We start from the raw sequence: 20,399 nt of genomic DNA, 5'->3' as shown, positions 1-20,399 counted from the left end.
CCACTACGCCGCGCTGCACAACTTCGGTCATCACGATGCACCTTCGTCGGAGGCGGCGACCCGTCGCGCGTGCTCGGCGATCACCTGACCGAGGATGCCGTGCAACTGCCCGCAGTCCCGGCAGTGCAGGTTCTCGTCGAGGTGGCGGCCACCGCATTTGGTGCAGTTGCCCCGGTCCTCCGGGTCTCGATAGGACTCCAGGGCCCGGCACAGCGCCCGGATCACATGGTCACTCAGGGTGAACACATCCTCGCCGAGCGCGGTGCGCACGCCGATGACGGCCACCGGAGCGACGTCCGGGTGAGGATTGTACGGCGACACCCGGTCGATGAACGCCCCGATGACGGCGGCTGGGTCAAGCGGCGTAGTCACCCGGACAACGCTATTGCACGGCCCGATGGATCTTCGGGGTACCCGCCGGGCATACCCGGACTGTTAGATGTCCCCATGCGTGACTCCGCTCCCCTCCGGCCGGCTCGCCGCGGTCTCGCCGCGGCGGCGGTCCTGGCCGTTCTCGCGCTGGCCGGGCTCGCCGCGATCCGATCGATTCAACCCCCCGCGGCGCGGGCGGAGACGGCCCCGGCGAGCGACTTCAGCGCGGAGCGGGCTTTTCAGACGGTACGCACGATCGCGTCCACCCCGCATCCGGCCGGGAGTCCCGCCAACGATCGGGTACGCGAGCACCTCATCGCGGCGCTGTCCGGGCTCGGCCTGTCGCCTGAGGTGCAGGACACGGTGTCGGTGCAGGGTGCCGGCCTGTCCTCGTCGGCGGGCGGGACGGGTCTGGCCCGGGTCCGCAACGTGGTCGCGGTGATTCCCGGCACGGCGTCCACCGGCCGGGTGTTCCTGATCGCGCACTACGACTCGGCGCAGGTCGCCCCGGGCGCCAACGACGACGGCTCGGGCACGTCGACGATCCTGGAGACGGCACGGGCGCTGACCTCCGGAGAGCGGCCCCGCAACGACGTGGTGCTGGTGCTGACCGACGCCGAGGAGGCCTGCCTCTGCGGGGCGAAGGCGTTCGTCGACCAGCATCCGCTGGCCCGGGAGGGCGGCGTGGCGCTGAACCTGGAGGCGCGGGGCAGCAGCGGCCCGGCGATCATGTTCGAGACGTCCGAGGGCAACCGGCGGCTGGTGGAGACGTACGCGAAGACGCCGTACCCGGTCGGGACGTCGTTCGCGGTGGAGATCTACCGGTTGCTGCCCAATGACACCGACTTCACCCCGTTCCGGGAGTCCCCGCTGTTCCAGGGCCTGAACACTGCCTACATCGACGGGGCGGCGGTCTATCACGCGCCGACCGACCGGCCGGAGACGATGGACCGGGACAGTCTTCAGCATCACGGGGACAACGCGCTCGCCCTGGCCCGCGAGTTCGGCGCACGGGACCTGCGGGAACTGAAGGGCGGCGGGGACGCCACCTACTTCCCGGTGCCGGGTCTGCTGGTGCGCTATCCGGGTGCGCTGGTGTGGCCGCTGGCGGTGCTGGCGCTGGTGGCGGTGGCCGCGCTGGGCTGGGTGGTGCGGCGCCGGCTGTTCTCCGCGATCGGGCTGGCCCTGCTGCCGATCATCGTGGCGCCGGCCCTGGCCCAGGGGCTGTGGGCACTGCTCGTCCTGGTCCGGCCGGAGTACGGCGGGATGCCGATCGACCCGTACCGTCCGATGTGGTATCGCCTCGCGGTGATCGCCCTGGCCGCCGCGACCGTCCTGGTCTGGTATGCCCTGCTGCGCCGCCGGATCGGCCCGGCGGCCCTGGCCGTCGGTGGCCTGACCTGGCTGGCCGTCCTCGGTGTGGCGCTGGCCGCGCTGGCACCGGGCGGCTCCTACCTGGCCGCGCTGCCGGCCCTGTCGGTCGCGGTGTCCGCCCTGCTCGCGACCCGGGCGAGCGGGAGAACCGGGCTCGCCGTCGCGATCCTGATCATCGGCGCGCTGACTCCGGTCGTCATCCTGCTGCCGACCGTGGTGATGCTCTTCCCGGCGCTCGGCATGCCGATGGCCGGCGTCGGTGCGTTCCTCACCGTCCTGCTCGGGCTGGCGCTGCTGCCGGTGCTCGACCTGATCCACCCGGCACCGAGCGGTGCTCGCGGAATGGACGCGCTCAAGGCCCGCCGTCTCGGCGCGCTGCCCACGCTGGCCGCGGCGGTGGCGGCGGTCGTGTGCACGGCGACCGGCCTGGCCGTCGACCGGTTCGACGAGGAGCACCCGTCGCTCACCCATCTGATGTACGCGCTGGACGCCGACAACGGCACGGCCCGCTGGCTGAGCGAGGAGGCCACACCGCAGGAGTGGACCGGGCGGTCGGTGAGCGGTGATCCGGTGACGGTCACCGACACCCTCCCGGCGTTCGGCGCGGAGAAGTTGCGCACCGGCCCGGCCCGTGCGGTGGCGCTGCCCGCGCCCACGCTCACCCTGGTCTCCGCGGAGACGTCCGGCGACCGGCGCACCATGAGACTGCTGCTCGACCCGCAGCGCACCGTCCGGTTCACCACGCTGCACGTGTCCGCGGAGGTCGTCTCGGCGACCGTCGGAGGCCGTACCCTCGCGGGTGGCCCCTCGGGGTGGGGTTTCGTCTTCCACGCGCCCGCCGAGACCGGCGTGGAGATCACCCTCACGGTCCGGGCGTCCGGCCCGGTCACCTTCCGGGTGATGGACGGCAGCGACGATCTGCCCGCGATCCCGGGCTTCCCACCCAGGCCTCCGGGGGTCGGTGTGCTCGGTTCGCACAGCAGCGAACTGGTCGCGGTCGCCAAGACCTACACCCTTTGAGGGGTACGGTCTACGCGTCCCGTTTCGGGCAGGATGTCATCATGGCGAAGCTTCTCTACTCGGTGACCATGTCGCTCGACGGCTTCATCGCCGGCCCGGGCGGCGACATGTCCTGGCTCACCCGCTTCCTCGGCCCGAACCCGACGGCCGAGGCCCTGGTCCCCCGGATCGGCGCGATGCTCGTCGGCAAGCGCACGTTCGGCGGCGACGACCCGAACCGGGGCACCGACAAGGAGGGCGCGATGTCGGGCGCCTGGCACGGCCCGGTGTTCGTGCTGACCCACAATCCGCCGCCGCAGCCGGTCCCGGACGTCACGTTCCTGTCCGACCTGCACGAGGCGGTCACCGCCGCGCGGAAGGCGGCCGGGGACCGCTATGTCAACGTGCTCGGCGCCGACGTGGCCCGGCAGGCGCTGGCCGCCGGGCTCCTCGACGAGATCCTGGTGTTCGTCGCCCCGGTGCTGCTCGGCGACGGCACCCGTCTCTACGACCTGCCGGGCGGTGCGGAAGTGACCCTGGAGCGACTCAGCAGCGCCGAGTCGCCCCTGGCCAATGCCCTCTGGTTCACCGTCGTCAGCGACAACGGCCGCGCAGACCGATAGGCGCAGGCCTCAGCAACCGCAGCCGCGCCGACCGGTGGGCGCGGGTTTCAGCGACCGCGGCCGCGTCGACCGGTCGGCGCGTCGAACCGGAAGTGGACGAAGAGCCGCCCCCAGTTGTCGCCGTCCTTCTCGACCCGGTGATAGAGCTGCTTGATCTCTTTCTGGTCGAGGAAGCGGATGACCTTCTTCTTCAGGGCGCCGCTGCCCTTACCGGGGATGATCTCGACGAGGGTGACCTTCTTCTGGATGGCCTCGTCGATGATCCCCCGGAGGGCGCGGTCGATCTCCTGACCCTTGTTGAAGATGTCGTGCAGGTCCAGCTTCAGCTTCACGATCGAGACCCTACGCCGCCCCGGACTTGCCGAGCCACGTCTCGACCCGGCGCAGCGCCTCCTGGTAGTCGGTCTGCGTCTTCATCGCCGCGGCCAGCCGCAGGTGCGGCAGTGCCTCACGAAAACGGCCGGCCCGCTCCAGGGTCCGGCCGAGCACGTGGTGCGCGTAGTGATCCGAAGGATCATGCTCGACCAGCACTCTGAGCTGGGCCTCGGCCCCGTTGAGCTGAGCCGAGTTGAAGTAGGCCCTCGCCAGCAACTGCCGGACCGCGGTGTTGTGCGGCTCCGCCTCGACTATCGGCTCGAGCAGTCGGGCGGCACCGAGCGGGTCGCCGGTCTCGAAGAAGAAGGTGGCCCTGCGGTAGTCCTCGAGAAGATCCATCGTGCAACTCCTCACCCTCGCGCCGCGCTTTGACCAACGCTCGCACAACATCGCCCGGACATCGAGTGTTCCCGCGATACGAGGTTGTCAACAACCCGGCTGGTCGTCACCGCTGTCTCGACGGCGTCGAGACAGCGGTGAGAACCAGCCGGGGGTTCAGCGGCGTAGCAGGAGTAGGGCCAGGCCGCCGGTGAGGAGGTAGCCGCCGATCGCGGCGAGCAGCATCGGGCTCAGGCCGCCGCCGGGCAGCTCGTCCGGGTCCGGCGCCCCGGCGGTCCAGCCGGCACGCTCCGGCCGGCGCGGCTCGGCCGGCTCGGCGCGCACCGACGGCGACAGCAGGATCATCACCATCAGGACCAGGGCGGACAACACCGCCAGAAGTCGACGCCCAAGCATCACATGCGCAGTATGTCCCTTTCGTTGACGATGCTCGTTGCGCCACTCCGCTCCCCCGGATCCTCATGCACCGGATTCACCGTGCCGAAAACCATGACGGACCCGGATGTGTACGAACTGTGCGGCCGGCGGGACGCGGCTGTGTCAGAGGCACAGCTGGTACACAGCAAACGGAAAGCCGGCGCTGAGCGTCAGGCACCACAGTGGGGACATGACGATGGCGAACACAGAACCCGGCACCGAGCTCCGCCGACCCGACGGGACCCCGGTGCGGGTGCTGGTGGTCGATGACGAACCGACCCTGGCCGAGCTGCTCTCGATGGCGCTGCGCTACGAGGGCTGGGACGTGAAGAGCGCCGGCGACGGCATGACCGCGGTCCGCACCGCCCGTGACTTCCGCCCGGACGCCGTCGTCCTCGACATGATGCTGCCCGACATCGACGGCCTGGAGGTGCTGCGCCGGCTGCGCGGCGAGTCTCCCGAGGTGCCGGTGCTCTTCCTGACCGCCAAGGACTCCGTGGAGGACCGGATCACCGGCCTGACCGCGGGCGGCGACGACTACGTGACCAAGCCGTTCAGCCTCGAAGAGGTGGTGGCCCGGCTGCGCGGCCTGATGCGGCGGATGGGGCACGCCCCGATGCGCACCGAGTCGCAGCTGGTCGTCGGCGACCTCACGCTGGACGAGGACTCGCACGAGGTGCGCCGCGCCGGCGACCTGATCACGCTGACCGCGACCGAGTTCGAACTGCTGCGCTACCTCATGCGTAACCCGCGCCGGGTGCTGAGCAAGCCGCAGATCCTCGACCGGGTCTGGAACTACGACTTCGGAGGGCAGGCGAACGTGGTCGAGCTCTACATCTCCTACCTGCGCAAGAAGATCGACGCCGGCCGGGCGCCGATGATCCACACCATGCGCGGCGCCGGTTACGTCCTGAAGCCGGCCGACTGACCATGCCCTCCGCCGCCTCGACCCGATCCCCCCGCCGCGCTCGCTGGCGTGACCCCGCGGGATGGCCGCTGCGCACCCGCATCGTCACCACCATGATCGCGCTGCTGGCGGTACTGGGCCTGGTCGTCGGCGGCACCGCCGAGCTGTATCTCTACCAATCGCTCCACCAGCAGGTCGATACCGACTTGGACGAACTGCTGAACCGGCTGAGAGGCGGGCCCAACGGCGGCAAGGGATTCAGCCCTCCGGACAGGCCGGAGAACGACCCGAACGGCGGCTCCTACATCAGTAAGCCGCCGAACAGTCTCCGCGAGAACTCGATCATCGTCTCGGTGAGCACCAGTGGATCAGCCACGGGCTTTCGGATCGTGGGAACGCAAGGCTCTCTGGACAACGATTTCGATGAGCTTACCGAATCCGCCATCGCCGCGATCCGAGCCGACGTGGTGCAGAACGGCGCGGCGGTCGATGTCGACCTCGGCGGCGACCTCCCCGAGTACCGGGTCAAGGCCGTGGTCAAGTCCGACGGCAGCATCCAGTACATCGGGCTCCCCTTGGATGCGGTCAACTCCACCCTGATCACTGTCGCGGCGTTCACCGGGTGCGTCGTCGCGGGGTCACTGTTGATCGCGGGCTGGGGTGGGGCGCTCATCGTCCGCCGTACCCTCAAGCCCTTGGATCGGGTCGCAGCGACCGCGACGCGCGTGTCGGAGCTGAAGCTCGACGCCGGTGAGGTGCGCCTCGCGCAGCGGGTCCCCGAGCCGGACACCGACCCGCGCACCGAGGTCGGCCAGGTCGGCGCCGCCCTGAACCGGATGCTCGATCACGTCGGCAACGCCCTGGAGGCCCGGCACGCGTCCGAGATGCAGGTCCGCCAGTTCGTCGCGGACGCCAGCCACGAGTTGCGCACCCCGCTGGCCGCCATCCGGGGGTACGCCGAGCTGAGCCGCCGCAGCCGCCAGGTCGTCCCGGACGAGATCGCGCACGTGCTGAACCGGGTCGAGTCCGAGGCGAAGCGGATGACCGCCCTGGTGGAGGACCTGCTGCTGCTGGCCCGCCTGGACGCCGGCCGCCCGCTCGCCCAGGACCCGGTCGATCTGACCATGCTGGCCGTCGACGCGACGAGTGACGCGCACGCCGCCGGCCCGGCCCACTACTGGCAGCTGGACCTGCCGGACGAGCCGGTGACCGTGATCGGCGACGGCGCCCGGCTGCATCAGGTGGTGGCGAACCTGCTGGCCAACGCACGTACGCACACCCCGGAGGGTTCGACCGTCACGGTCAAGGTGGGCGCGGTGCCGAATGCCGCCGTGATCCAGGTCGTCGACAACGGGCCGGGCATCCAGCCGGACGTGGTGCCGCGCATCTTCGAGCGGTTCGCCCGGGGGGACAGCTCACGCTCGCGGGCGGCCGGCAGCACCGGTCTGGGTCTGTCGATCGTGCATGCCGTGGTCACCTCGCACCGGGGCAAGGTGGGTGTGCAGAGCCGTCCCGGCCAGACGATCTTCACCGTGATGCTCCCGCTCGGGCCGCCACCTGTCGTCCCAACAGCTGAACAGGGACCACAGATGCTGCATTCGGTCGGCTGATGTCGCTATGCTGGCGGGCATGTCTCAGACGTGGTCCTTCTATTGGTTTACGAGGCCGGCTCAAGCCGGTGCCTCGGCCATGACCGCATGACCTGAGACACCCGCCAGAGCCGGCTGAGGCAGCGACGACGTCGCTGCCTTTTTGTTTGCCCCGAGCAAACCGGCTCTGACGCAGGGCCGGTCGAAGGAGAGAAATCACCATGACCGCCCCAGAGGTGCAGCGCGTCCGTGACCAGCGGATCGAGAAGGTCGTCCCGCTGATGAGCCCGGCGCTGCTGCACCACGAGCTGCCGCTGACGACCGAGTTGCACGACACCGTGCTGGCCGGCCGTAAGCAGGTCGAGGATGTGCTGAACGGCCGAGATCAGCGCCTGATCGTGGTCGTCGGCCCGTGTTCGGTGCACGATCCGAAGGCCGCCGGCGAGTACGCGGACCGGCTCAAGCTGGAGGCCGAACGGCTCAGCGAGGACCTGCTGATCGTGATGCGGGTGTACTTCGAGAAGCCGCGTTCCACGGTCGGGTGGAAGGGCCTGATCATGGACCCGGCGCTGGACGGCTCCGGTGACGTGGGTACCGGTCTGCGGATCGCCCGCAAGCTGCTGCTCGAGGTCGTCGCCCGGGGGCTGCCGGTGGCGGTGGAGTTCCTCGACCCGATCACCCCGCAGTACATCGCGGACACCGTCGCCTGGGGCGCGATCGGTGCCCGGACCGTCGAGTCGCAGGTGCACCGCCAGCTGTCGTCGGGCCTGTCGATGCCGATCGGCATGAAGAACCGCCCCGACGGCAGTGTCTCGACCGCGGTCGACGCGATCCAGGCGGCCGAGGCGACGCACGTCTTCCCCGGCATCGACTACTCGGGCACCCCGGCGATCCTGCACACCACCGGCAACCCGGACTGTCACCTGGTGCTGCGCGGCGGCGGGGGCAGGCCGAACTACAGCGCCGAGGACGTGGAGGCGTCGCTGGCGCTGCTGCGCAAGGCGGGCCTGCCGGAGCGACTGGTGATCGACTGCTCGCACGGCAACAGCAACAAGGACCACAAGCGCCAGCCGATCGTGGCCGACGACATCGCGCGGCAGATGGAGGCCGGGCAGCACGCGATCAGCGGCGTCATGCTGGAGAGCTTCCTCGAGCCCGGCCGGCAGGACCTGGGCGAGGAGCTGACCTACGGCCAGTCGGTCACCGACGCCTGCATGGGCTGGGACGCGACGGTGGGGGTGCTGGAGCGGCTGGCCGCGGCCGCCGCGAAGCGCCGCTCACTCTGACCGGCCGGCTTCCAGCGCTGTCTCGTCGTCACGGGGACAGCGCTGGAAGCCGACCGCTGCCGTAGGTGGGGCACTGACCGGTCTGTGCTGGTCAGCGGGGTGGCCGTACCCCATGAGGGTTTTCCGATGTGGAATGACAGGGCGTTTCGCGGGAGGCCGCGGCGGTTCGGCCGCCACGGCTGATCAACCGCGCCGTTATACCCGAAGTCAGGGGGTTTCCACAGGTCCTGTTGTCCGGAACGGAACGGACCGAAAATTCGGCACACGAAGACGTATCACAGCGGCAACTCACAGGTAACAATGGGCTCTGATCGGGATCGCCCCATCTCGATCCATGCTTCACCGGCGCGGCAGACCGGAAGGTAGCGGACATGCTCAGCAAAGAGGACACCCGGCGACTGGCCCAGCTCGAACGTCAGCTTCGACGTGACGACCCCGACTTCTGTGCCCGCATGGGCGGTGGCAACTTCAGCGTGTCATCAACCAGTCGCCCTCCGCTACCACTATTCATCCTCGCCGCTGTGATCACCGTGGCCGCGGTCGTCCTCGGCGTGGTGGGCTGGTGGATCGCCGCGTCGATCGTGAGCACCTGGGCGGTCATCACCTTCGCCACGGCGGTGTACCGCTGGCGCCGGCAGCGAGCCGAGACGGCGTACCGCCACTCCTGAGCCCCGGTCCGACCGGAACCCTCTCAGGAACTGGCCGCGGTCCGGGCCTCGAACCGCTGGACGATCTCGGCCAGAGCGCGAACCTGCCGTAGGACGGCTTCCGGGTCGGTGGAACGGTGCTGTTCACGGCCGATGTCCACGATCGCGTCGGAACGGACACCGACCTTGTGGAGTGGCCGGCGGTACAACGGCTGCTGGGTCGTCGCCCACTCGACGAACGTCCGGGACGGGTGCGGCAGGTAGACGATCCACGCCGTACCGGCCGATCCGGAGCCCGGCCGGCGGAAGTCGAAGACCACGAACTCCAGATCCTGGTAGGAGCCGCGCAGTACGGCGTACGCCCGCTGATCCGCACCGAAGTCCGGATTGTCCGCCCAGTCGGCGAGCAGCTCCCGGTCGACGTCGGCGAATCGCCAGCCGTGCCGGCGCGCCAGCTCGATCCGGTCGCCGACGCCGGTGACCGGGCGGACCGAACGGTCGGCGAAGAAGACGAGCCAGACACCGGCGGCGCCCAGCAGGCCACCGAGACCGAGAGTGAGCGGCGCGGCGGGGTGCCCTTCGGCGGTGGTCTGATCGAGGGTACGGGCAGCGCCGTCACCATCGGTGATGCACTTGTTGCCCGCGCGCATCTCGGCGGCCGCACAGCCCCCGGTGCCGTCGAGCAGGAGACCGATCCCGACCACGAGAACCGCGAGTCCGGCGAGAAGAACGATCCACGAGGATCGCACCGCCCGAGCGCCCATCCCCACACCTCCAGCCGGTGGTCAACATACCGGTAACGCCAGGTGGTACGGCCCGCGCGTACCCGTCGGCCGTATGCGTGGCGAAAGCGTTATCCGGGCGGACACGAAGGAGGCCCCCCGCCGTCCGGCGAGGGGCCTCTTTCTACTCTCTGTTACAGGACGATCCGCACGGTGTAGTAGGCGGCGGTGGAGCTGTTGCCCGCCTTGTCACCGGCCCAGTAGGTGATCTGGAGGGTGCCGCGGTCGACGCCGCTGATCGCCGTCCGCCAGTAGCCCTTGGCGTCCGGGGTGACGACCAGCACGGCCGCCTTGGCCGACGCCGTCTGCTTCGACGTCGCCCGGGTCCACTTTCCGGCGGAGTAGTAGTACCACTTGCCGGACCGCTCCTGGATCAGCTTGACCTTCACGGACGCGGCGCCGACACCCTTGTCGGAGACCGTTCCGCCGACGCTCTTCCAGGACGACTTCCACGCCTTGAACCACGGCACGTTGAGGTGGACCGTGGGCTTGTAGACGTCCTTGACGACCTCGACACTGCCGACCGTGCTCGTCCGGCCCGCGCCCGCCGCGTTCACCGGGGTGACCGTGACGGTGAATCGGCCCGCCTTGGCGTACGCATGCGTCACCTTGGCGTTGTTCGCGGACGTCCTGGTCGTGCTGCCGTCGCCCCAGTTCACCGAGAGCTCCGAGGCGCCGGTGACACCGGTGGCGCCCAGGGTGACCGACTGCGACACCCAGATCGACTTCTTGTCGAGGCGGAACGAGCCGGTCTGCGCCGTGACCACGACCGTGGACGCTCCGGAGAGCGTCGCCGGGCCGCTGTTGCCGGCCTCGTCGGTCAGTTTGACGCTGACCTGGTAGCTGCCCGCCGCGGCGTAGGTGTGCGCCGCGGTGGTGGCGCCGGCGGCCAGGGTCACGGCGGCGGTGCCGTCGCCCCAGTCGACCACCCGGGTGATCTTCGAGTTGTCGCTGACGTCGTCGTCGAGCGCGGTCTCGGTCAGCGTCACCGTCTGGCCCGGCCAGATCGCGGCCGTGTTCAGGGCGTAGCTGCCCGTCGGAGCGGCGGCGTCCAGCTTGCCGGCGATGGCCCGCGGTGCGGGGTCGGCGGTGATCGGGGTGTTCTGGGCGAAGTAGTTCACCAGCATCGTCAGGTCGTTGTCACCGGTGGTGACCACGCCGATCTTGCTGACCAGCGACGGGAAGTTGTCCCCGCCACCGGCGAGGAACGAGTTCGTCGTCACCCGGTAGTTGCCGTTCGGGTCGATCGTGACCCCGTTCAGCTTGATCGACGACGGGATGATCCGGCTGCCCTGCGGCTGGGCGGCGTCGAAGGAGTAGGTGAAGCCCTTCGAGACACCCAGGTGCAGGTACGGACGGGCGGCCCCGGTCGGCTGCCACTGCTCCTCCAGCGCACCCTTGATCTGCTTACCGGTCAGGGTTCGCGTCACCACGTCGTTGGAGAACGGCTGGACCGCGAAGGCCTGCGAGTAGGTGACCGTGCCGTCGGTGCCGTACTTGAGGTCGGCCCGCAGACCACCCGGGTTCATGAAGGCGATCTGAGCGCCGCCACGGCCCGCGTCCTTGGTCTGGTCCAGCTGGACGTCGGCGATGAGGTTGCCGAGTACCGACTCGGCGCCACGGTTCTCGCCGCCGGTGCTGGTGTAGGCCCGCAGAATGTCCGCGGTGATCTTGCCGAGCGGAGCCTTGCCCAGCTCGGTGGCGTTCGTCTTGGCCGCGGCCACGATGCCGGCGACCGCGGTGTTCGACGGGTAACCCGCGACCGTGAGCAGTTCGGCGGTGGAGGCGATGACCTCACCGGTGGCCGGGTCGTAGGTCAGGCCGATCTTGCCGAGCTTTTCGCCGTAGTCCTCGGCCTGGACGACCGGGCGGGTCTTGCCGGGCACACCGGGGACCGGGACCTGGAAGGCGTACGGCTGGTGGGTGTGCCCGCTGACGATGGCGTCGATCTCGGCGCTCACCTTGGTGAACGGTCCGAAGACCGAGTCGGCCTGCAGGGCCTCGGCCGTGGCGATGTTCTCGGTCGCGGCACCCTCGTGGGCGAGCAGCACCAGCACGTCGGCCTCACCGTTGGCGGTGTTGCCGTCGGAGAGCTGCGCGGCCAGGGTGTTCGCCTCGGCGATCGGGTCGCGGAACTCGACGCCGACGATGCCGTCCGGGTTGACCAGCGAGCCGGTCTGCTCGGTGACGACACCGATGTAGCCGACCTTCACACCGCCCAGGGTCTGCACGTCGTAGGCGGGCAGCACACGCCGGCCGTCCTTGTAGACGTTCGCGCCCAGCAGCGGGAAGTTCGCCCGGTCGCTGACCCTGCCGGTCAGGTCGGCCAGACCCAGGTCGAACTCGTGGTTGCCGACCGCCGAGACGGCCAGGCCGCCCGCGTTCAGCGCGTCGATCGTCGGGTTGTCCTTGTCGATCGCGGAGATGAACGTGGAGGCGCCGATGTTGTCACCGGCCGAGATCCACGCGGTGTTCGGGTTCGCGGCCCGCAGCTGGTCGACCAGCCCGACGAGCTGAGCGGCGCCACCGACGGCCTGGCCGTTGACGGTGGACGGCGACTCGAGCCGGCCGTGGAAGTCGTTGATGTTGAGCAGCTGCAGGTTCACCGGACCGGCTGCACCGGTCTCCAGGCCCACCACGACCGGGTCGTGGTCGCTGGAACGGAACGGGCCGTTCTCGTAGAACGGCGCGTAGCCGTCGTACTCGAAGGCGAACGACTCGACCGAGTTGATGTTCCAGATATCGACGCCGGTGATCCGCTTCGCGAACTCGCCGGTGACCAGGGCGTGGTCCAGCGAGCCGGACTCACCGCCGAAGACGTACGAGGACTTGCCGTCGGCGTGCGCGTCCGAGTAGCCCTTGTCGTAGAAGACCTGGAGCGGGTCCTCCTTGCCGTACGCGTTGAAGTCGCCGAGCAGGATCACCTTGTCGGTGCCGAGGCCGTCGACGAAGGTGGCCAGCGACTTCGCCTGACGGATCCGGTCGCCGTTGTAGGCGCCCTGCCCGTCACCGGTGTCCGCGTTGTCGCCGGTCGGGGCGACCGACGCGCTCTTGGACTTGAAGTGGTTCGCCACCACGGTGAAGTCGATGCTGCCCGAGGTGAAGGTCTGCGCGATCGGCTCGCGGGCGTTGCCCCAGACCGTCTCGTCGTTGATCGACTTCGACGCGCCCTTCGGCGTGGCCTTGGCCGGCTTGTAGATGATCGCGCTGGTGATGACGTCCTGCTGCGCCGGGGCGGGCAGCTCGGCGGGCGACCGGACGTAGTCCCAGGTACCCGCGCCGTCGACCGCGTTGAGCTCGCCGACCAGCGTCTTCAGTGCCAGCTGGGTCTCGGTGGCCTCGAAGCGGACCGAGTTCTCGATCTCCATGAGCGCGACGACGTCGGCGTCCAGGGCGGTGATCGCCGAGACGATCTTCGCTTCCTGCTTCTCCTTGGCCGCCTCGTCGGTCGCGCCGCGCGCCTCGCCACCGAAGTGCACGAAGTAGTTCAGCACGTTGAAGCTGGCGACCTTGATGTCGCCGCCGACCTCGGCCGGGGCGCCGGTCCGCGGGTTGGTGGCCTTGAAGGTGGTACGGGAGATCGCCGGGGTGGTCGTGTCGACCGGGGTGGCCGGCTGGATCCGCCACTCGCTGAAGCCGTAGCCCAGCACGCTGGGGCTGAACTTCTCGACGGTGTCGCCGACCCGCAGCGGCTGGTCCTTGGTGATGTATGTCGGGGGCAGACCGGCCGTCGCGAGGTTGGTCGTCCGGCCGTCGTCGAGCAGGATGCGGCCGGCCTTGTTGGCGGCCTTCAGGGCGATCGCGGCGTCACTGCCGGGCCGGGCGACGTCGGTCGGGATCCGGGCCGGGGTGTTCCCGGCGGCCAGGACGACCTCGCCGAACCGGTTGGTGTTGTAGACGTCCGAGACGGTGAACGCGCCGACCGGGGCGACCAGCATGCCCTCGGCGGACTCACGGGCCTCGTCGGTCAGCGGGAGGGCCAGCGGAACCGGCGCCGGCAGGGTGCCGTCGGTCGAGCAGACCTGCACGTCGGTCTTCGCGCCGATGGTGATCTGGGTCAGCGCGTTGAACTCGCTGACCGTGCCGGTCACCCGGATCACGTCGCCGATCGCCACCGCCGGGTGGTTCGCGGCGGTCGCCGTCAGGTAGACGAAGATGCCGTCCGAGGCGGTGCCCGCGGCGACCGGCCGGTCGCCGCCGCTGCCCGCGGTCTGGAGGTAGACGCCGTTGTAGCCACCGGCACGGTGGTCGGCGGTGACGACGCCCTCGACGGTCACCACGGAGCCGGCCAGGCCGGTCGCGGTGCCGGTGCCCTGCACCTGCGCGATCGTGTGGGTGACCGTCGCCGCGCAGCCGGTACCCGGCTCCTCGGGGTCCGGATCCTCCGGCGTGGACGCGGTGTTCAGCACGCCGAACGTGCTGGTCGCCGCGGTCTTCCACACGCCGTCGATCTTCTGGAGCGACTGGCCGGCGAGGGTGGCCTCGGTCTCGGAGACTCCGATGTCGACGCTGGTCCGGCCGTTGGCCGGGCCGCCGACGGCGGTGACGACGCCCTCGTAGCTGAGGAACTCGGCGACCGAGCCGTCCGGCTTGACCAGGGCGATCGCGTCGGGGGCACCGTTCTGGACGCCGTTGGCGGGATAGGTCTGCACGACCACACCGGACGCCGGGACGGCTCCGCTGAGCGTGTAGGTGGGGGTGTAGACGGCGCCGTTGTTGCCGTTGTACAGGTACAGCTGCCAGCCACTCAGGTCGTAGCCGACCGGGGCCTCGATCTCGACGGCCTCACCGCTGTCGGCGCCCGTGTTGTCGTAGTGGATCTCGCTGATGAACGGCACATCGGTGGCCGCGGAAACCGGGCCGGTAAGGCTGAGACCAAGCGCAGTCGCCATGACGGCAGCACCCAGCGCACGGAACCCGGCAGGGCTCGGTACGGGGAGAGACCGTCCGGCGGTACCCACGCTGCGTATATAGGAACGCATCGAGGTTGACCCTCCGAACGAAGTAGATCCGCCGGAGCGTAGGTATCGATGGTGACGATAAAGGCTCGGGAAGGTAACGGAAAGGCTATCGACGACCCTCTAGGTCAAGGGTTTTCCGGCCGTTCATCGTTCGCCTTTGTACAGTCGCCGAATAGTAGACCCCTCGTCATGTCCCGGAAAGTGGGCCCGGCACTCCACCTTGCACCTCTCCGACCAGGGCATCCATCGACGACGGGACGGGATAGGTCCGTTCTGTCGCGCCAGAACCAAGAAACGAAGGATCGCCGGTATTGCGATGCTCGCGGGCACGTTACCGGCAGATTTCGCAGATAACGGCGAGCGCTCGACCGCCAGGGGCGCGATCCACGCCGCGCCCGGCCGGCACCTCACCGAGAGTGTCCGACGCTTTGGGACGTATGCCCGATGTAAACAAGCCATAAGGACATCCCTGACGATCACCGGACGGCCCGTACCGGACAATGCCCGGATGCAGAGTTCCAAGGTACGGGTCGCGGTGATCTTCGGAGGCCGGAGCGCGGAGCACGAGGTCTCGTGCCGCTCGGCCGCATCGGTGTTCCGTTTCCTGGACCGGTCACGGTACGAAGTGACGCCGATCCGGATCACCCGGGACGGCCGCTGGCAGGTCGGCGTGGACACCGGCCCGGAGACCGCCGACGCGATCGTCTCCGGAGCGGCCTACCCGGACGACGGCCGGTCCCTGCCCGGCAGCCTCAGCGACGCCCTGGACGCGCTGGCGACGGTCGATGCCGCGTTCCCGGTCATGCACGGCCCGTATGGCGAGGACGGCACCACCCAGGCCCTGCTCGACCTGGCCGGTGTCCCGTACGTCGGCAGCGGTGTGCTGGCCAGCGCCGCCTCGATGGACAAGGAGTTCACCAAGAAGATCGTCGCGGCCGAGGGCATCGCCGTGGCGGACGGTGTGGTGATCCGCGAGGACGACGGCGACGACATCGGCCCCGAGGACCGGGCCCGGCTCGGCCTGCCGGTCTTCGTGAAGCCGTCGTGCAGCGGCTCCAGCGTCGGCGTCTCCCGGGTCGACGACTGGGCGGACCTGCCGCGTGCCGTTCGTCACGCCCGCGAGCACGACACGAAGGTCCTGATCGAGGTGGCGGTCGTGGGCCGTGAGGTCGACCTCGCGGTGCTCCAGAACCCGGACGGCACGATCGAGGTCGGGCCGGCCCTGGAGATCAACCTGAAGTCCTCGGAAGGCTTCTTCGACTTCGACGCCAAGTACACTTCCGGCATGGTCGAGTTCCGCATCCCGGCCGAGCTCGACCCCGCGCACCTGGAGCTCCTCTCCGACGCGGCCCGCCGGTCCTTCAAGGCACTGGGCTGCGCCGGTCTGCTCCGCGTCGACTTCTTCCTGGCAGAGATCGACGGCGAGGCCGTGCCGGTGCTCAACGAGGTCAACACCCTGCCCGGGTTCACCGAGCTGTCGCAGTTCCCGCAGATGTGGCGGGCGGCCGGCGTGGAGTACCCGGAGTTGCTCGACCGCCTGTTCGCCACCGCGCTCGCAGCGGGCGCACGCCGATCGTGACCGGGGCGGCCATGACCCGTGCGCTGATCGACCTCGACGCGATCGCGCACAACACCCGGCTGCTGGCCCGTGCCGCGGCCGGATCGGGAGTGATGGCCGTCGTCAAGGCCGACGGGTTCGGTCACGGCTCTGTTCCGGTCGCCCGGACGGCGCTCGCCCACGGCGCCTCCTGGCTCGGCGTCACCTCACTGCGGGAAGCCGTGGAACTGCGGTCGGCCGGCATCACGGCGCCGATCCTGATGTGGCTCTACGCCCCGTTCGAGACCCTGGACGAGGCCGTGCTCGCCGACATCGACGTGTCGGTGGCATCGACCGGCGGCCTGGAGACCCTGGCCGGGGCGGCGCAACGCACCGGCCGGGCCGCCGCCGTCCACCTGAAGGCCGACACCGGGCTGTCCCGCGGCGGTGCCACCGCGGCGGAGTGGCCGGACCTGCTCACCACCGCCACGAAGCTGCGCGACGCCGGGCTGATCGAGATCCGCGGCGTCTGGTCGCATCTGGCCCACGCCGAGGATCCCGGCGACCCGGGCCTGCGGCGGCAACTGGCGGCCTTCGATCAGGCGCGGGCCGCGGCCCGCGACGCGGGCGTCACGGCACCGCTGACCCATCTGGCCAACTCGGCGGCCGTCCTGCAACTGCCGGAGACCCATTTCGATCTGGTACGCCCGGGTATCGCCCTCTACGGCGCCGAGCCGGTCCCCGGCCGGGTGTTCGGCCTGCGCCCCGCGATGACACTGGAGTCCACGGTCATCCTGACCAAGCGGGTCGGCCCGGGCACCGGGGTGTCCTACGGCCCCGAGTTCGTCACCGACCGAGAGACGACGCTGGCCCTGGTGCCGGCCGGTTATGCCGACGGGGTGCCGCGCAGCTCCGGCAACCGGGCGTGGGTCGCGATCGGCGGGGTCCGTTGCCCGATCGTCGGCCGGGTGGCGATGGACCAGGTGGTGGTCGATGCCGGCGACAACCCGGTCGTCGCCGGTGACCGCGTGGTGATCTTCGGCAACGGGGAGAACGGGGAGCCGACGGTCAGCGAGTGGGCCCAGTGGTCGGGCACGAACGCGCACGAGGTCCTGACCGGTATCGGGACGCGGGTGCCCCGGGTCCACTACTCGGTGGAGTCGCCGAACGAGACCTCGACCCGCAGCCCGTCCCGTCCGGTGGAGTGCGCCGAGATGACACCGTCGTGAGCCCGGGTGATCGCCCGCACGATGGCCAGGCCGAGTCCGGCGCCGCCGCTGTGGTCGATCCGGGTGCCGGACAGCCGGCGGAAGGGTTCGAACAGCCCGACCACGGCGTCGGGTGGCACGTCGTCACCGGTGTTGACGATGGCCAGAGCCGGCCGCGCACCGACCTCCACGGTGATCGTGCCGCCCGGCCGGTTGTACTTGATCGCGTTCTGCACCAGGTTGTTGACCAGCCGCTCGAGCAGCACCCGTTCACCGCGGACGGTGCGTTCGGCGAGCCGGCGGCTGATCGTCACGCCGGCCTCGGCGGCCCGCGCCTCGTAGTCGTCCAGAATCGTGCCGACCACGGTGTCCAGCCGTACCGGCACTCGGGCGGCCAGGCCCCGGTCGCACTCGCTGAGGACGAGCAGGCCCTCGATGAGGCGTTCGTTGCGCTCGTTGGTGGCCAGCAGCTGCGCCGCGAGTAGGTCCAGTTTGTCCGGTGTGGTGGCCCGGCCGAGCCCGACCTCGATCAGCGTGCGCTGCACCGCCAGCGGGGTACGCAACTCGTGCGCCGCGTTGGCCGCGAAGTGCCGCTGCGCCTCGTAGCCCGTCACGATCCGGTCCATCATCGCGTCGATCGCCCGGGACAACTCGGCGATCTCCTCACGGCCGTCACCCGCGTTGATGCGGTAGCCGAGGTTCTGCGGCCCGACGCTGGCGATCGCCGGGACCAGGCGACGGAACGGATCGAGGGTCCACCGGACGCCGGTCCGCGCGACCAGCGCCAGCGCCGCCACGGTGACCGTCAGCGCGATCAGCATCTGCCAGCTCTCGTGCTCGGCGATCGAGCGGCAGATCGGGCCGCGCTCCTCGGCCTGCCCGCAGACCACCACGCCGGCCAGTCGCAGCACCTGCGGGAGCGTGGGCGCCGCGACGCCGGCCAGGAAGGCCAGTCCGCCGACCAGCAGGACCCGCCGGCTCGGCGCGAGCACCGTCATCGCCCCAGCCGGTAACCCACCCGCGGCACGGTGTGGATGACGGCCGGTTCACCCAGTTTCTTCCGCAACGTCATGATCGTCACGCGCACCGAGTTGGTGAACGGATCGGCGTTCTCGTCCCAGGCCTGTTCGAGCAGCTCCTCGGCGCTGACCACCTGTCCACCGGCGCGCAGGAGCACCCGGAGGACGGCGAACTCCTTCGGTGTCAGGTTCAGCGTCAGACCGTCCCGGGAGGCGAAGTGCCGGATCGTGTCGAGCACCACGCCGTCCTGCTCCAGCACCGGTTTCAGCCGGGCCGTGGAGCGCCGGGCCAGCGCCTGCACCCGGGCCACCAGTTCGGCGAAGGCGAACGGCTTGGTCATGTAGTCGTCGGCGCCGAGCCCGAGGCCCTCGACCCGGTCACGGATCCCGGCCGCGGCGGTGAGGAGCAGCAGCCGGGTATCCAGCCCGGAGTCCACGACGCGGGTGCACACCTCGTCGCCGGTGATGCCCGGCATGTCGCGATCCAGGATCGCCACGTCGTACCGGTGCACGCTGATCCTCTCCAACGCGCTGTCACCGTCGTAGACCACGTCGACCGCCATGGCGAACTGGCGCAAGCCGTCCGCCACCGTGTCCGCGAGTATCCGTTCGTCGTCAGCCACCAGCACGCGCACGCTCTGTTACCTCCCCCGCCTATCGTCGCCGATCCGGCAGCCACCATAACTTCACGGGGAAAACCCGGAAGAATTTCCACCCGCGGGCGCCCGCACCCAGCTTGCGACAGGGTGTCGAACACCTCTCCGGCTTTTCCTGACTGATTCCAGAAAAGCCGGTCGAAGGTCTTCACGGGGGCCGGTCGAACCGGCACTGGTGGTCTACGGCGGCGACGACGCCGAGGAGGAGCTGATCACCGACTTCGTCAAGGCGTGGGCCGAGGTCGCGAAACCTGGACCGCTTCGACCTGGTCTGATCGCCGGGAGTTTCCCGGGTCGCCCGGGTCGGCCGCACCGACCCGGGCAACACCGGCTGGTACCCTCAGCAACGTCGGGCTCGTAGCTCAGTGGATAGAGCAACCGCCTCCTAAGCGGTAGGTCGCGCGTTCAAATCGCGCCGGGCCCACTCTCACAGCTTCAACCGCTGCCCCACCCGCAGGTGGTGTGGGCTGCGCAGCACGTCCGAGTTCGTGCGGTAAAGCGCTCGCCAGCCGCCCCGCACGTCGTGGCGGGCCGCGATCCGCGCCAGGGTGTCACCGGGCCGCACCACGTAACCGCCCGACGACCGGTGCACCTTGCGTACGCCGCCGCGCGACGCCGCCGTGAAGGCGTGCCGCCGGCCGCAGGTCGGCCACGCGCCGATGCCCTGCCCGCGCAGGACACGCTCGGCGATGCGGATCTGCTCGGACTTCGACGCCCGGTTCGCGGTGCTCGCGTACCTCGTGCCACCGTATGCGCGCCACGTGCCCCGGCTGAACTGAAGTCCCCCGTAGTAGCCGTTTCCGGTGTTGATCCTCCAGTTGCCCCCGGATTCGCAGCGCGCGATGGCCTCCCAGTTGATGTCGGCGTGCGCGGGCCCGGCCAGGACCACGCTTCCGGCGAGACCGGCGGCCAACATGCCGACCGCGCGATGGAGTTGTTTTCCGATCTGAACCATGAGCTTGTCCTCCACGCCTACGAGGTCAGCTGTCGGGTTCGGGCAGAGGTGCCCGGCCGCGGTGGCGGCTTCACCCCGAGGCGCCGTAGCGCCGAGGAACCTATGGGTCCCCCGCTCCATGCCTTGGGTTTCGTTGAACCGTGGTCGGCGGCTGGACTCGGCGTTCCGCCCACGGTGCCCACCTTTGTGCGGGCTTCCGATTCGCCGCGTTGCTGGTTGATGATGTGAGACGCGGCAATGGAGTTGTAGGTCACAAATTAGCCGCTTTGATCTTCCTTTGTGCGGCTAACGTGCTGAATTCGGCGTGGCGCACCAGGTGCGGACGCTCCACCGAGGGTGCACAATCGGCAGCC

Annotated in this window: 17 protein-coding genes, 1 tRNA gene and 1 riboswitch; of the genes, 9 read left to right on the top strand and 9 right to left on the bottom strand. The window is 69.8% G+C overall.

What is annotated here, in order from left to right; all coding sequences use genetic code 11:
- Positions 1-30: 30 nt before the first annotated feature.
- The gene (locus tag BC793_RS29560) at positions 31-372 is read right to left on the bottom strand and encodes a hypothetical protein (protein ID WP_109598469.1); all 342 of its coding nucleotides are present in this window, start codon (positions 370-372) and stop codon (positions 31-33) included.
- Between the two features lie 75 nt (positions 373-447).
- Here BC793_RS29560 and BC793_RS29555 point away from each other — a divergent pair, with 75 nt between their 5' ends.
- Together BC793_RS29555 and BC793_RS29550 are read left to right on the top strand one after the other, a co-directional pair.
- Complete coding sequence (locus tag BC793_RS29555; protein WP_109598467.1) at positions 448-2,766, top strand: M28 family peptidase; 2,319 nt, start codon at positions 448-450, stop codon at positions 2,764-2,766.
- A 41-nt stretch (positions 2,767-2,807) separates the two neighbouring features.
- A complete protein-coding gene (locus BC793_RS29550; RefSeq protein WP_109598465.1) occupies positions 2,808-3,368 on the top strand; it encodes a dihydrofolate reductase family protein in 561 nt (186 codons plus the stop codon).
- Positions 3,369-3,415: 47 nt separating this feature from the next.
- Here the strand turns inward: BC793_RS29550 and BC793_RS29545 are convergent, their stop codons facing one another.
- The 3 genes from BC793_RS29545 to BC793_RS29535 all read right to left on the bottom strand — a co-directional run bounded on the left by BC793_RS29545 (position 3,416) and on the right by BC793_RS29535 (position 4,481).
- Positions 3,416-3,700, bottom strand: coding sequence for a Smr/MutS family protein (locus tag BC793_RS29545; protein WP_109598463.1), 285 nt, complete (start codon positions 3,698-3,700; stop codon positions 3,416-3,418).
- Between the two features lie 10 nt (positions 3,701-3,710).
- Positions 3,711-4,082 (bottom strand): tetratricopeptide repeat protein, encoded by a 372-nt coding sequence (locus tag BC793_RS29540; RefSeq protein ID WP_109598461.1) that lies wholly within the window; start codon positions 4,080-4,082, stop codon positions 3,711-3,713.
- A gap of 156 nt (positions 4,083-4,238) precedes the next feature.
- Positions 4,239-4,481 carry a hypothetical protein gene (locus BC793_RS29535; RefSeq protein WP_146246496.1) on the bottom strand — a complete coding sequence of 81 codons (243 nt, stop codon included), beginning with the start codon at positions 4,479-4,481 and terminating at the stop codon, positions 4,239-4,241.
- A 208-nt stretch (positions 4,482-4,689) separates the two neighbouring features.
- On the opposite strand from BC793_RS29535, the gene BC793_RS29530 reads away from it, so the two are divergent.
- The 4 genes from BC793_RS29530 (at position 4,690) to BC793_RS29515 (ending at position 8,949) form a co-directional block, all read left to right on the top strand.
- The gene (locus BC793_RS29530) at positions 4,690-5,427 is read left to right on the top strand and encodes a response regulator transcription factor (protein WP_109598457.1); all 738 of its coding nucleotides are present in this window, start codon (positions 4,690-4,692) and stop codon (positions 5,425-5,427) included.
- A gap of 2 nt (positions 5,428-5,429) precedes the next feature.
- Positions 5,430-7,016: a sensor histidine kinase gene (locus BC793_RS29525; RefSeq protein WP_203896353.1), complete on the top strand. Its 1,587-nt coding sequence runs from the start codon at positions 5,430-5,432 to the stop codon at positions 7,014-7,016.
- A 200-nt stretch (positions 7,017-7,216) separates the two neighbouring features.
- Positions 7,217-8,281, top strand: coding sequence for a 3-deoxy-7-phosphoheptulonate synthase (locus BC793_RS29520; RefSeq protein WP_109598455.1), 1,065 nt, complete (start codon positions 7,217-7,219; stop codon positions 8,279-8,281).
- Between the two features lie 371 nt (positions 8,282-8,652).
- Positions 8,653-8,949 carry a DUF3040 domain-containing protein gene (locus tag BC793_RS29515; protein ID WP_109598453.1) on the top strand — a complete coding sequence of 99 codons (297 nt, stop codon included), beginning with the start codon at positions 8,653-8,655 and terminating at the stop codon, positions 8,947-8,949.
- A gap of 23 nt (positions 8,950-8,972) precedes the next feature.
- On the opposite strand, the gene BC793_RS29510 is transcribed toward BC793_RS29515, so the two are convergent.
- A complete protein-coding gene (locus BC793_RS29510) occupies positions 8,973-9,692 on the bottom strand; it encodes a hypothetical protein (RefSeq protein WP_109598451.1) in 720 nt (239 codons plus the stop codon).
- A gap of 152 nt (positions 9,693-9,844) precedes the next feature.
- Positions 9,845-14,602, bottom strand: a complete 4,758-nt coding sequence (locus tag BC793_RS29505) for an ExeM/NucH family extracellular endonuclease (RefSeq protein ID WP_239170290.1) — start codon at positions 14,600-14,602, stop codon at positions 9,845-9,847.
- Between the two features lie 577 nt (positions 14,603-15,179).
- Here BC793_RS29505 and BC793_RS29500 point away from each other — a divergent pair.
- Together BC793_RS29500 and alr are read left to right on the top strand one after the other, a co-directional pair.
- On the top strand, positions 15,180-16,250 hold the full coding sequence (locus BC793_RS29500; protein WP_109598447.1) for a D-alanine--D-alanine ligase family protein: 1,071 nt from the start codon (positions 15,180-15,182) through the stop codon (positions 16,248-16,250).
- A gap of 11 nt (positions 16,251-16,261) precedes the next feature.
- Positions 16,262-17,437, top strand: a complete 1,176-nt coding sequence (gene alr, locus BC793_RS29495) for an alanine racemase (protein WP_109598776.1) — start codon at positions 16,262-16,264, stop codon at positions 17,435-17,437.
- On the opposite strand, the gene BC793_RS29490 is transcribed toward alr, so the two are convergent.
- Both BC793_RS29490 and BC793_RS29485 read right to left on the bottom strand, forming a co-directional pair.
- The gene (locus BC793_RS29490) at positions 17,356-18,414 is read right to left on the bottom strand and encodes an ATP-binding protein (RefSeq protein WP_109598445.1); all 1,059 of its coding nucleotides are present in this window, start codon (positions 18,412-18,414) and stop codon (positions 17,356-17,358) included. The two genes, alr and BC793_RS29490, sit on opposite strands and share 82 nt — an antisense overlap.
- Positions 18,411-19,070 (bottom strand): response regulator transcription factor, encoded by a 660-nt coding sequence (locus tag BC793_RS29485; protein ID WP_109598443.1) that lies wholly within the window; start codon positions 19,068-19,070, stop codon positions 18,411-18,413. Before BC793_RS29485 ends, BC793_RS29490 begins: the two co-directional genes overlap by 4 nt.
- Before the next feature lie 372 nt (positions 19,071-19,442).
- On the opposite strand from BC793_RS29485, the gene BC793_RS29480 reads away from it, so the two are divergent.
- Positions 19,443-19,515 (top strand) — tRNA-Arg (locus BC793_RS29480).
- A gap of 3 nt (positions 19,516-19,518) precedes the next feature.
- Here BC793_RS29480 and BC793_RS29475 read toward each other — a convergent pair.
- The gene (locus BC793_RS29475; RefSeq protein ID WP_109598774.1) at positions 19,519-20,046 is read right to left on the bottom strand and encodes a LysM peptidoglycan-binding domain-containing protein; all 528 of its coding nucleotides are present in this window, start codon (positions 20,044-20,046) and stop codon (positions 19,519-19,521) included.
- Positions 20,046-20,192: riboswitch (cyclic di-AMP (ydaO/yuaA leader) on the bottom strand. (Overlaps the previous gene by 1 nt.)
- Positions 20,193-20,399 lie beyond the last annotated feature (207 nt).

This window comes from Actinoplanes xinjiangensis (assembly GCF_003148685.1).
Lineage (GTDB): Bacteria > Actinomycetota > Actinomycetes > Mycobacteriales > Micromonosporaceae > Actinoplanes > Actinoplanes xinjiangensis.
The sequence above is the reverse complement of the archived record's forward strand: the minus strand, read 5'-3'. Positions and strand labels throughout refer to the sequence as shown.

Coding starts and splice junctions, on each gene's coding strand:
- BC793_RS29500 (WP_109598447.1), top strand. CDS start 15,180: ATGCAGAGTTCCAAGGTACGGGTCGCGGTGATCTTCGGAGGCCGGAGC.
- BC793_RS29515 (WP_109598453.1), top strand. CDS start 8,653: ATGCTCAGCAAAGAGGACACCCGGCGACTGGCCCAGCTCGAACGTCAG.
- BC793_RS29555 (WP_109598467.1), top strand. CDS start 448: ATGCGTGACTCCGCTCCCCTCCGGCCGGCTCGCCGCGGTCTCGCCGCG.
- BC793_RS29550 (WP_109598465.1), top strand. CDS start 2,808: ATGGCGAAGCTTCTCTACTCGGTGACCATGTCGCTCGACGGCTTCATC.
- alr (WP_109598776.1), top strand. CDS start 16,262: ATGACCCGTGCGCTGATCGACCTCGACGCGATCGCGCACAACACCCGG.
- BC793_RS29475 (WP_109598774.1), bottom strand. CDS start 20,046: ATGGTTCAGATCGGAAAACAACTCCATCGCGCGGTCGGCATGTTGGCC.
- BC793_RS29490 (WP_109598445.1), bottom strand. CDS start 18,414: ATGACGGTGCTCGCGCCGAGCCGGCGGGTCCTGCTGGTCGGCGGACTG.
- BC793_RS29510 (WP_109598451.1), bottom strand. CDS start 9,692: ATGGGCGCTCGGGCGGTGCGATCCTCGTGGATCGTTCTTCTCGCCGGA.
- BC793_RS29530 (WP_109598457.1), top strand. CDS start 4,690: ATGACGATGGCGAACACAGAACCCGGCACCGAGCTCCGCCGACCCGAC.
- BC793_RS29505 (WP_239170290.1), bottom strand. CDS start 14,602: ATGGCGACTGCGCTTGGTCTCAGCCTTACCGGCCCGGTTTCCGCGGCC.
- BC793_RS29520 (WP_109598455.1), top strand. CDS start 7,217: ATGACCGCCCCAGAGGTGCAGCGCGTCCGTGACCAGCGGATCGAGAAG.
- BC793_RS29540 (WP_109598461.1), bottom strand. CDS start 4,082: ATGGATCTTCTCGAGGACTACCGCAGGGCCACCTTCTTCTTCGAGACC.
- BC793_RS29525 (WP_203896353.1), top strand. CDS start 5,430: ATGCCCTCCGCCGCCTCGACCCGATCCCCCCGCCGCGCTCGCTGGCGT.